Here is a 12,034-nt window from a genome sequence, read left to right on the forward strand (position 1 = left end):
TCACATTTTGGCATCCAAATACTTCCCAGTCTCCTTGTGATCAAAAGCAGGTAATAATTCATTGAATAGATGGACCAAATCACTTTTTTTCCACTGCTTTTTATCCATTAATTCGTTGATTTCAGATAGAAACCAAGCTAACTTGTCATCTTGATACGAAAGACTACTTTTCACAATTCCCAAATTCTCAAACCTCTCCATATCCAAGACTTCACCTTCCATAAAGAATTCTTCAAAATCTTTTTCTCCAGTGGTATCGCTGTGGGTAAAGTAGCAAGGCCACACTTCGACTCCGCTCAGTGACCGAGCTTTTTTATTGAAAAAGTCACGTGCTTCTTCTTCAGAAGCACAGATGTATGGTTCGTGGCCCAATTGTTTCAAATAGTTGACTGCAATTTCGGCGAAGGTGATCAAATGTAACTCTTCACTGAGTTTTGGAAAGAAGATGTCTTTATTATCTCCTAATAAACAAGACATGAGACACAATTCACCAGACTCCTGTGGTGTAACAAAGTACCGCTTGATATCATTGGGGGCTACTATGGGTTGCCTTTTTTGAATACGTTGGTTAAATCCATGTAATAAGGACCCATCAGAAAAGGCTACATTAGCAAATCGTGCTGTGGAAATCGCAATATCTCTACTTTCACGCATTAAAAATAACTCCATGATCCGCTTGGAGGCGCCCATCATATTCACAGGGTTGGCTGCTTTATCTGTAGATACGCAGAAATATTTTTTGACTCCTTTTTCTTTGGATTGACGGATGGATTTAAGCGTATTCAGAATATTGACCTCAATCATTCGCATCAAGGTGAAAGGATCTTTTTCACTTCTCACATGCTTCAGTGCAGACAGATTCAATACATAGTCATATTGTCCATCGGCTTCAATAAATGCATCGTAAATAGTTGACCCAATATCCAAAGCAAATGTTCTGAAATCACCATCAATATAGCCGTATGAACTTCTTATATCCCTAACCAGCTCCACCAAATTATTTTCGCTGATATCAACTACATGAAGCTTTTTTGGATTGCGCTTGAAAATTTCTTTAGTGACCGCTTGACCTATAGAACCAGCTGCACCAATTACTAAAAACCGATTTGCCTTAACCAAATCTGACAGCTTAGAGCCATGATTTAGCAAATCACCTTCAAAAAGCAATCTGTTCCTTCCAATCAAATTTAAAATATTCATATCCAAAAAACCGTTTATCGTTGGTGGTAGTTATTAATTATGTCCGCGTAAAATTTAGCTGTATTTATAACAGAACGCTCCGACACCAATTCTTTACTTATTTTACCATGTGACTTTAGTAATCCATCGATTAGAACATAATTCTCCAATGCATTCACAAACTTTGAAACCTCAAGTGGTAAACGGTAACAATTAAGATCGTGCTTACAATAAACCTCCGTATTGTAAATTTGATCACTTAAAACGATACCGGTACCTGATGCCATGCATTCAATAAGTGAATTTGGGCCATTAGAATCAGTTGCAGTAAATAAACCTATATGAGCTTCTTTATAAACGCTAGGTAGGTCATCCCATGAAGTAATCCCGTTTAAAAACTGTACATTGTCAGAAAGATTAGATTTATTGATAAAATCAATGCAAGCCTCTTTCATCTCTCCTAATTCATTCATTTTGAGAACGCTATTAGGATATTTTTCATTAAAAACCCTAAATACTTCAAGGGCAAATAATGGATTATAAGATTTATCTAAGCGATTTGGGAAAATAATAACAGGAGCTTTTGTAGTTTCTCTTAAAGAATGAGTCAAATTGGTATCTATGTCTTGAGGATAGCGGGCTAAAACAACCTTCTCACGGGAAAGACCAAATTCATTTATAGCTTGTTCCATTGGTTTCTCTCCCATCGCTAAAAACAAATCAATGTCTTTGTAAAGAAAGGCTGAACACTTTTTTATCAAACTTTTTATGAGTCTTCCCATCTTGCTATACCCCACATAAGAGATCCTTTCTCCTAAAGCAATGTAAGTTTTTCCGTTTTTTTTGCACCAATTTTTAACTTGCCATTGACTGGGGAAGAAAAAACCACCGGCAACGACGATATCTGGATCAAAATCTTTAGTTTTTGAAAGGAGGTTAGGGTTGCTATAATTCAAAATCGGATGAAATTTAGAGCCTTCCAAAACCTTACATTTATCTCCCAATGGAATGGACCACCATTTTGGTCTGTTGGATTCAAGGTGTGTGTAGAACCACATTTCAGCTTCAAAATAATCCTGTAGGGCATAACAGAATTTTACCTGATATGGAGCAGCCATATTGTTAATAAACAACAACTTAGGCTTCATTGATTATTTCTGATTTGGAAACCATCGCAATTCCTTTGAGCCCTAAGACACCTTCTTGATAAGAAAAAAGTGATTTATCAGCAAACCCTGTAGCGACCCAATCCACTATTGCCCTAGGCAAATCAACTCCCGCAAGATGGGAAAAAGGATATCCTCCTCCAAATCGAGGATTCATGTCAATTATATAGACGCCACTTTCATTATTAATAGCGTCAACATCCAAGATACTAATATGCTTTAATTTATTTCCTAAATTAGAAATTGTTGATTCTATTTGATCATCATAAACTGTCAAGGCTCCATCAGTCTCACCTGCTCTCATTGCAATTTTCTTTTTTATTACAACAGCCTGGTTTTCTCCGCTTAGATTATTTATGCAATCAATACCATACTCCTCTCCTTCAATGAATTCCTGAATTAAAATCTTATTTTTATAATTTAGTTTTTCGACATGAGCTATGCTTGTTTTCCTAACTTTACTATTGAGAAAAGTGTAAGCAGATTCTAACTCTATTTGATCAGAAACTATTTCGGTAGACAAAGATCCTTGTCCCCATTGTGGTTTTAGAATTAAAGGGAATGAAACATCATTTATTTCAAGACTTTTTTTAGCACCAGATAAATCCTCAAATGTTTTTGGAGTCTTAAATCCATGAGCATTAAGCCAACTGGACATTTTTAATTTATCCAGGCAATTTTCTATAATACCCAAATCAGAAACGAGGACCTTCACTCCTAATTCCTCGAATTTTTCTTTGTAGAAGGATATAAATAAGGTATCTAGATCAAAAAGGCTGATAATTAGGTCTATTTTTTCTCTTTTTGAAATATCCAATAGGAAAGGGATATACTCATTTGACCTAATTTCAGGGCTAATAAATGATTTATCAGCTTTCCACATCGCTGTAGTATTTGCAACCGAGTTTACTGCATACACTTTTATATTTTTACCTTTTAGAGATTTGAAATAATCAAGTATGTAGTCTCTTCTTCCAACTGAGGTAAACAGAATATTCATAAATATGTTATTGAGAACTGATCAGAAGCCTACAAATAAGATCAACATCTTCATTTTTCAATGAATGATAAAGAGGCAGGCATAAAACCCTATTTACAATTGATTTGCAAACAGGAACGTTTGACTCTTTTACATAGGGAAGGGTATCTAGAGATGGATAAAAATATCTTCTGGGGTATATATAATTTGAATTTAAAACCTCAATTGCTTTAACTACATGCCGTTCGTTTTCTAAGAGAATGGGATAATATGAATAATTGAATTTCGCAAACTCATTGATTTGGGGTTTAGTATGTGCGAATCCAGAAAGCTTAAAATCATAGTACATACTAATTTCCCTTCTTCTCAATAAAATTTCATCTATGTAATTTAAATTAACCAAACCCATAGCAGCATGAAATTCTGAATTTTTAGCATTGATACCAATACTCTCAAATTTTATAGGTGTCTCATGTCCAAAATTTCTAAAATAAGACATCTTTTTCAGAAGCTCAGACGATTTCGTAAAAACAGCTCCTCCTTCAATGGTATGAAAAACTTTTGTAGCGTGAAAACTACCAGTGCTAATATCACCAAATGAAAAAACAGATTTACCTTTATATAGTGTACCAAAACAATGGGCAGCATCGTATATGACTTTTAGATTATGTTTTTGGGCTATTTTACTAATTGTATCGATATCGCAGGGATTCCCATATACATGGGTTGCAAGAATTGCAGAAGTCTTTTCAGTAATCGCTTCTTCTATTTTATTGACATCAATATTAAATGACTTGGAATCTATGTCTACAAAAACCGGGGTACATCCTTCCCAAACAATACTACTTGTTGTAGCAACATAGGAAAATGGAGTTGTAATAATTTCTCCTTTTAATTCAAGCGCTTTGATAGCAAGTTGGATTGCAATAGTTCCATTACTTAAAAAGAGTAAATTATCTACCCCCAAGTAGTTTTTCAATTTTTCCTCTAATTCATTTACTAACGGGCCATTATTGGTTAACCATTGACGCTGCCAAATGTCATCAATAAGCGAAATATAATCTTCCTTGGGAGGTAAAAAAGGTTTTGTTACTGGGATCATCCTGGTGAAGTTGTTATACCAATTTTTAAAACCATTTATTCATTAGGGTTTTTAGAAGATTAGCTTTTGGTTGACTGTCATTGTACCCGTATCCGTATCCGTACCCGTAACCATAATTATACTGCATCTCTTTTTCATCTACCGCATTGAAGATGATGTAGGCATTTTGCAGTTTTTGGGAGGTTTTGAGGTGGTTGATATGGTCAATACCTGACTTGAGGGTATAGTCAAAGCGCACTACAAAGAATACCGCATCGGCCAAGGGGAACATTTCCAAGGTTTCCGATACCATGCCGATCGGTGGGGTATCCAAGATGATGATATCATATTCCTTTTTCAGTGCCTCCAACAGAACAGGCATCTTCCCATTCCCGATCAGTTCAGAAGGGTTGGGCGGGATAGGCCCCGAAAGCAGGACGTCCAGGTTTTCATAATCCGTGCCTTTTATCAAGGTCTGCCACTCGGCTTGCTGCCCACTGAGGTAATTGGATAGCCCCTTATCATTTTTCAGGGCAAACTCCTTGGCGATCTTGGGTTTGCGCAGGTCAGTGCCTATAAGGATGGTCTTCTTTCCTGCCAGAGAATACACCGAAGCCAGGTTCATTGAACAGAAGGTCTTGCCCTCCCCGGAGGTATTGGAAGTCACTAAAATGACCGAGGACTGATCCTTGGGCAATACAAAATTCATATTGGCCCTCAGGGAACGGAAGGCCTCCGTGATTCCCGAATTCTTATCCGCAAAAACCACCAGTTCATCGTAGAGCTTCCTGAAAGCTACCGAAGCCAAAATGGGTGCCTGGGCTTTTCTTTCCAGCTCTTTGATGTCCTTGACCTTATCAGTCAAGTACACCTTCCCTAAGACAAAGAGAAAAGGAATCAACAAGCCTAAAGAAAGCGCCAGGGCATAATTCCGCATGGGTCTTGGGGTAACCGCGGAAGGAAGCGTTCTGGCAAATTCGATGATTTTATTGTTGGGGGTATTGGAAGCTTTGGTAATGGCTGCCTCTGCCCTTTTCTGGGCAAGAAAACTGTAGATCCCTTCACTGAAGCTGAATTCCCGTTGTATACGGAGTAGGTTTTGCTCCTTGGCCGGTAAGCGGCTAAATTCCAGATCTATCTGGGAAATACGGCGCTGCAAGTCATTGATCAAAAAGGCAGCATTCTCATCTACATTGACCAAAAGCTCCCGGATGGAATTGTTCAGATCCTGTAGCTTGCGGTTTACCTCCCTTACTGCCGGAGAAGCTTCCCGCTGGGTGGTCATGAGGGAAGCTTTTTGATTTTGAAGCTCCAATAGATTTTTAATCAGATTGTTGAGTATGGGGTCATCGATTCCCAAACCCGAAGGCACAATGATCTCATTGTAATCTTCCTTGACCAGGTAATTCTGCAGGTTGCGATAATACTCCCGCTTCAGCTTCTCCTGTGCCAGTTCCCGGTCCAAATCTGCCAATCTCCCAAACACAGAGCTGCCCTGATTACTGATGTCGTAGATGCGGTTGGCAGAGCGGAAAGTCTCCAGTCTGTTTTCAATAAAGGAAAGTGTATCCGAAAGCCCCGCCAATTGCTCGTCAATAAAATTGATGGTATTGCTGGCCGTGCGGTTCTTTTGGCCCAGTTCATTTTCCAAATAAGCCTCCATTAAGGCATTCAGGTAATCTGTACCTTTTTTGGAGTTATAAGAATCGGTGGAAAGCTGTAAAATCGAAGCAAATTTCTCTACTGGTGTAATATTCACAGCACCGGCATATTGGTTAATCAGACCTTGTTTGTCCCTTAACTTTACCAAGATCTTGCCTATATCTTCACCAGAGGTCAAGTTGACTTTGATACGCATATAGGGCGTTTCTATCCACTCTCCAAAGGCATATTGTGTTATTTCAGGCTTAGGCCGATCAATTTTATTCACAGCAGGATCATTGGCCTGGGTCAAGCTATATTGTTCATCTGGAAAAGTCAGTCTAAAACCATTTCTATCAGACCATTGTACCTGAATTTCTCCATTAATCAACTGGGGATGTCTCCAATCCACTTCCACAAGAATAGGAGCTGTGGGATACAATTCAGCTTTAGCTATATAGCCTTCTAAGTAATATTCCACCTGAAAATCCAATTTATTCAGGGCCAGTTCCGCAATGGGCCTGGAGCGGAGGATGATCATCTGATTGGTCATGTCCAGCTCGGAATTATACCCAAAAAAGCGCTGATCAAAAAGGTTCATTCCAGAATCTTCTTCCTTTACAAAAAACTGTGCTGTGGAACGGTATACCTTGGGGGTATAGCGATTGATCAGGAATGCCCCTGCCAAAAAAACAAAGAGGGAAAGCCCTACCCAGTACCAGTTGCGCAGGTAGCGTCTGGCAAGATCCTTGATCTGATGCAAGTCGTCTTCTTCCTGAAAGGTTTGCTGGGGAGAATGGTTTGTTGTATTCGGATTCATTACTTATTGTCTGGTTAAATTTACCACCAGCAAGGCAGCTGTCAGGGTGGTAATGAGCAGGGAAAAAGATTGTACAAAGTTGACCCCTGTACCCAGTTCACGGATTTTCATGGGTTCTGCGTAGAGCATATCATTGGGTTGGATAAAGAAATACTCAGAGGTCAGGATATTTTTATTGTTCAGGTCTATACGGTACATGCGGGTGCCTCCTGGATATTGCCGCAGCAGCACCAAATCATCCCGCTTGGCTACCTCTGTCAGGTCACCGGCATGGGCGATGGCTTCAAAAATCGTCACGCGGTTTTGTAGCACATTGTGTTTTCCCGGTCGGCGAAATTCCCCTAAGGCAGAATATCGGATACCCCCTAATCTCACCCGAACAAACATATCCTCTCTATTCACAAACTCGATCATACGGCCTTCAATCAGCACTTTGGCTTCCTGAAGGGTCAATCCGGAAAGTTTTACTTCTCCAAGCAGGGGTAATTCCACCATACCCCTTTCATCTAGGTTAAACCCGGTCATAAAAAAGGCATCCCCCCCTGCCATGGCTCCCTGCATCATCATATTTCCCCTTATATTATCTGCTTCAAAAAGGGAAAAAAGCTCATTGAGTTCCTTGCTGGATGTTCGGATGCTGATGTCCACGATGTCATTGTATTGGAGTTTGTATTCATCTACATCATAGGGAAGTATTTCTGAAGCGTATTTCAGTGGGCTTTCTGAAGCCTCCCTTTCCTGCATGTAGATGATGCGTTTGTTGGGGACGCAGCTCGCGTAAAGTAACGTGAACAGGATGGGGAGGAGGAAAAGTTTGAGGGTTTTGGAGAGCATCTTTTGAGTGATGAGTGATGAGTGATGAGTGTTAAGTGTTAAGTGTTGACACGATAATTGTTGGGATAAAGGTTGTGGTTATTTATTAATGATTAACGATCAACGCCTAGGAATTAAGAATGTTGAATATTTAGAATCGGTGGCAAGTTATAGAATTTTGAGAAAATGGTTGTCATGGTTGTCGGGTTGTCAGGGTTGTCATGGTTGTCGAAAATAATAAGGTACGAGGGAAAAGGTTAAAGGTTAAAGGTTAAAGGTTAAGGGTTAACGGTTAACTGTTAACTGTTAATTGTTAACGCATTCATTGTTCAGCTTGCTCCGAAGTATTTCGGAGGGTTTATGGGTTCGGAGTTAACTGTTAACGGGTTAACGGTTAACAATCAATCCCCTATCAACCAATTCAGCGCATTGGTTTTGCGTATTCCCCCAAAGTTTTGTTCAGGAAGCACTGTATCCATGGTTAATAGGAGTTTTGGGTAGTTGTCATTGATCAGCTGCAATGGACGGAGTTCACGTTTTAAGGTTTCTTCTTTATCTGTTGAGTAGGCAACTTGTAGGTAAAGTCGTTCTTGTCCAGCGCCAACAGCGAGAAAATCTACTTCTAAGTGATCTACCATACCTACGAATACCTGATAACCTCTCCTTAACAATTCCAAGTAGATGATATTTTCAAGAAGTAAGAAATTTCAAATATGCAGGTCTATTTATTTGTACCACATTACAATAATAGTGATGTTTTATTATGTTTTTGGAGTTGATTCCAAATTTTAACTTAGAGAGGTTAAGGATTCAGGAGTTCAAGGTTCAGATTGCTCCGAGGTATTTCGGAGGGTTTATGGGCTAAAAGAGCCAAGGCAAAAGGCAAAAGGTAAAAGGGGGGATACTTGTGAGTTAAAGGTTAATGTGTTAACGGTTCATGGTTCAGGGTTCATGGGTTCAAAAACCTCAAAGGTTGGTGCCCCCAGCGCAAGCTGCTTTCCCGATGCTCGGGACAGGGTGTAGTTTGTGTGCTTATTGGTTAAAATATCTTTTAGACCTCTCCTACCGTCGAGGTGACAAGGTGAAGCCTTTGACACTAACAACCCTTCTTCGTAAATGAACCCATTCTTCATTCATCATTCTACACCACCATTCCCTCTGTGGTTCTCTGTGCCTCCTCTGTGATTCTCTGTGTAACAAAAGCCAAGCGCAGCGTTTCTTTTTCTATGTACTTATCTCCTAAGGTAGAGGAGATCCCCCGTAATGCTACGGGGCAGGCTGTTCCTCGGATTCAGGATGACGTTGCTAAAGACAAGCTCGTAACCCTACTTTTGCCTTTTGCCTTTTTACTTCGCTCTTTCTCATTCCATTCTTCATTCATCATTCTACATTGATAGACCTCTTATTGCTTTAAATACCTTTTGGTTTCATCCAAAATCAGCTTTTTGATATTTCCCCAATCATAAGGAACCAACATTACAGGATCAGCTTGAACTTCGGCATCCTCAAAATACACCAGACTTCTTAGGACCATCATGTCCATACCATCCGGATATTTTTGATTATAAAATCTCAACATTTGATCAAGACCCAATTGCCCGATAAGCAAAGCAATATCAATGAAATCTTTTTTTGAGCCTCTATTTGTTATTGCTGCTAACTTCATGGCTGCGATATCTTTTATGCTGGCCAGTCTAATGGAATCGTAAATGATTGGATCATCAATCCACAGATAAGGTAAAGATACGAAATCCACTTTGACATCATTGATGAAGAAACTGTTGATAAATTTCGATCTCGATATAACTTCTACTTTACCAAAAGACTTTACATTCAACAAAATTTCTTCATAATCGATCTGCTCTGAACTAAAAAAATCAAGATCTATGGATAGCCTATGACCAAATTGTAATGCTAAAGATGTACCTCCAACAAGTCGATGTTTCAAAAATGTCGGTTGACTGGAAATTTTTTTCAGTAAATCCAGTGTGCCGGGGTCGACTGTTTGGAGTTGTAACATCGAAATTCTGTGATAGGGGTTCCGGATATTTGCGCTAGAAAGTTGATTGCCAATAAATCCATTGATCTTATATCTTTGGCTACGCTAACAATCTTATTCAAACCATATTTTTGCTCAATTGTCCTCCATTCTTCAAGTGTCCCTCTTTCAAGAACCCTGGTAATAATCAAAGAGATGTCTTTTTCCCAGTCCAAAGATTTAGAGTCCACATCCCAAAACAATCTATTTGATAAATTCTCTAACATACATTTTGGCGACGAATCAAAATTATAACCTATCTGATATGACAAGTTAAGATTTTCTCGTGAAATAGGCTTTTTAATTGTAGGTTTCTTTTGTCCTGCTTTTTTGATGTTCAGGCCTGCCCCTGCCGGAGGCAGGGTTCAGCTTGCTCCGAAGTATTCAGGAGGGTTCATGGGTTCAAGTTTACTTTATAAGATTTGTAAAACTATGAACTATGAACTTTGAACATTTTGAACAAAGTAGGTTCAGAGTTCAAGGTTCATGGGTTCAAAAACCTCAAAGGTTGGTGCCCCCAGCGCCAGCTGCTTTCCCGATGCTCGGGACAGGTTGTGTGCTTTGTGGCTTAAATACCTTTTAGATTTCTCTCTCCGTTCCCCGCCACGGCGGGCAGGAAAATGACAAGGATAAGCCTTTGACACTAGCTAAGCTGCTGAGCTTTTTAAAGGCTCGCGACACTTGGGCGTGACGGAACCATGACAACCATGACAACCCAACAACAATATTGTTCCTAATGAACCCCTTAAACCCCTTAACTCCTTAATGGTTTTCTCTGTATTCTTTATAGACCTCTCCTACTGTCCCCATCTAATTATTAGGAAGATATAAATTTCAAAATCTTCTTATCAAACGTGTGAAGTTTACTGTCTTTTGTCATTTGACAATAAGATATTAATAGGGCATCAGCAAAATCCAAGTTGTGACTTTTATATAAGTCCAAAGACCTAATTAAAACATCCTTCCTATTTGTAGAAATATTTTTATACCCCAATAAGTCTGACAGCACATTTTGATTTCTATTCTGGGGACTTTATACACTTTTTCGAGCACATAAACTGTTTCTGCGAAAATAAAATCAGGAATTGTAAGGTGGTTTTTCTCAATTATATCCCTGACAACCAAAAAATGTTCTTCATTATCCCTTAGTAAGTACCTGAGAATGAAATTGGCATCAAGGAGTTCCATGCTTTTCCTGGATTACTTGCTCCCAAATAGCTTTTTCACTATTTTTTTTAGAAGGATCCGCGTAACTGCGCAAGCGGCCTGCAACATTCACTATTTCGGGAAATGTATATGATTCGCTAGAGGCTGTGGTCTTAACTTCCACGACGAAATTAAATTTCAGTAGAAGTTTTCTCAGAAAAGATGAGTTTTTCTTATTGTCAACTTTTACTAATAGCGTTTCCATACTATCCTTATTTTGAAGTTTCATTACCAGAGGATTACTGCCAATCTATGAAATATTAAAACGGCATTAACAATCACTTATGTCAACAATTTAAGAAAAAAACTTGTTTAAATTAAGTTTTAAACCGGATTATGTCTTAGGATTCGTAGTGAGCGTTATCCTGTTCTATTTAAATCATTTTTCAAAACCTTCGAGGTTTCAAAAACCTCAAAGGTTGGTATCCCCAGCGCTTGCTGCTTGGTAAGCTACCCTCCACTGACACTAATTAGGGCGTGCTGAAAAACGCCAATTGGAGAAAAATTTCTTTAAATTTTCTTAGTGTTCTTGGTGCGCTTTGTGGTTCAATAAGCCAAGCGCAGCGTTTTTTCTTTATTCTTATCTCCTGAAGTTTGGGAGATGCTTCATTTCATTCAGCATGACGGTTACAAAAACGCTTTCGCAAAGCTTTCAAGCACCCACTTTCCCTCACTCTTCACTCCTCATTTCAAACCCCTCAGGCCAACCTTCCAAGCGCTCACCATGACAACTACGACAACCCGACAATATTCATTTCACTCGTCTCTCGCTTCTTCGTGCCCTTACATATCTTCCATTCCAAATGCTTTGAAAGTGAATGAATAACCTTCAAATTGTTTTTGCAAATGCAATGACTTATATTTTAATTTTTCAAGACTTATATTTTTTTTCTGTCGTTTAACTTCTGCAAACAATACGGTTTTCTTTAATTCATTTACAGCGACAATATCTATTTCATTTTGATTATTTTTTTCCCAGTAAGTACCAATAAGGTTATACTTCTTTTCTGTTTTTACCTTTTGGATAAAATAGTCTTCTAACATCCTACCGCTATAGGTTGAAAAATCACGGGTAATGATTTCTTTCACATAGGCTAAATTACCTGCTTCT

The 12,034-nt window shown here is 38.9% G+C and carries 12 protein-coding genes; all 12 read right to left on the reverse strand.

Features of this window, described 5'->3' with window-relative positions; all coding sequences use genetic code 11:
• Entirely contained in the window at positions 1 to 1,200 is a 1,200-nt protein-coding gene (locus B879_RS13755; protein WP_009185798.1) for a UDP-N-acetylglucosamine 4,6-dehydratase, read from the reverse strand.
• Between the two features lie 14 nt (positions 1,201 to 1,214).
• Positions 1,215 to 2,327, reverse strand: coding sequence for a glycosyltransferase (locus B879_RS13760; protein WP_009185799.1), 1,113 nt, complete (start codon positions 2,325 to 2,327; stop codon positions 1,215 to 1,217).
• Positions 2,317 to 3,345, reverse strand: a complete 1,029-nt coding sequence (locus B879_RS13765) for an ATP-grasp domain-containing protein (protein ID WP_009185800.1) — start codon at positions 3,343 to 3,345, stop codon at positions 2,317 to 2,319. Before B879_RS13765 ends, B879_RS13760 begins: the two co-directional genes overlap by 11 nt.
• Positions 3,346 to 3,352: 7 nt before the next feature.
• Entirely contained in the window at positions 3,353 to 4,426 is a 1,074-nt protein-coding gene (locus B879_RS13770; protein WP_009185801.1) for a DegT/DnrJ/EryC1/StrS family aminotransferase, read from the reverse strand.
• Positions 4,427 to 4,451: 25 nt separating this feature from the next.
• Positions 4,452 to 6,866 carry a GumC family protein gene (locus B879_RS13775; protein WP_009185802.1) on the reverse strand — a complete coding sequence of 805 codons (2,415 nt, stop codon included), beginning with the start codon at positions 6,864 to 6,866 and terminating at the stop codon, positions 4,452 to 4,454.
• Between the two features lie 3 nt (positions 6,867 to 6,869).
• A complete protein-coding gene (locus B879_RS13780) occupies positions 6,870 to 7,610 on the reverse strand; it encodes a polysaccharide biosynthesis/export family protein (protein WP_009185803.1) in 741 nt (246 codons plus the stop codon).
• Between the two features lie 470 nt (positions 7,611 to 8,080).
• Complete coding sequence (locus B879_RS13785; protein WP_009185804.1) at positions 8,081 to 8,356, reverse strand: ATP-binding protein; 276 nt, start codon at positions 8,354 to 8,356, stop codon at positions 8,081 to 8,083.
• Between the two features lie 725 nt (positions 8,357 to 9,081).
• Positions 9,082 to 9,627, reverse strand: coding sequence for a nucleotidyl transferase AbiEii/AbiGii toxin family protein (locus B879_RS13790; RefSeq protein WP_238542140.1), 546 nt, complete (start codon positions 9,625 to 9,627; stop codon positions 9,082 to 9,084).
• 26 nt (positions 9,628 to 9,653) lie between these two features.
• Positions 9,654 to 9,944 carry a DUF6922 domain-containing protein gene (locus B879_RS13795; protein ID WP_009185807.1) on the reverse strand — a complete coding sequence of 97 codons (291 nt, stop codon included), beginning with the start codon at positions 9,942 to 9,944 and terminating at the stop codon, positions 9,654 to 9,656.
• 724 nt (positions 9,945 to 10,668) lie between these two features.
• Positions 10,669 to 10,905 carry a PIN domain-containing protein gene (locus B879_RS21855; RefSeq protein WP_009185809.1) on the reverse strand — a complete coding sequence of 79 codons (237 nt, stop codon included), beginning with the start codon at positions 10,903 to 10,905 and terminating at the stop codon, positions 10,669 to 10,671.
• Positions 10,892 to 11,128, reverse strand: a complete 237-nt coding sequence (locus B879_RS13805) for a hypothetical protein (protein ID WP_157231628.1) — start codon at positions 11,126 to 11,128, stop codon at positions 10,892 to 10,894. The genes B879_RS21855 and B879_RS13805 overlap by 14 nt, the downstream gene beginning before the upstream one ends.
• A 578-nt stretch (positions 11,129 to 11,706) precedes the next feature.
• A partial coding sequence (locus B879_RS13810) for a DUF234 domain-containing protein (protein ID WP_040400714.1) occupies positions 11,707 to 12,034 on the reverse strand: 328 nt, incomplete at its 5' end.

This window comes from Cecembia lonarensis LW9, assembly GCF_000298295.1.
Classification (GTDB): Bacteria; Bacteroidota; Bacteroidia; order Cytophagales; family Cyclobacteriaceae; genus Cecembia; species Cecembia lonarensis.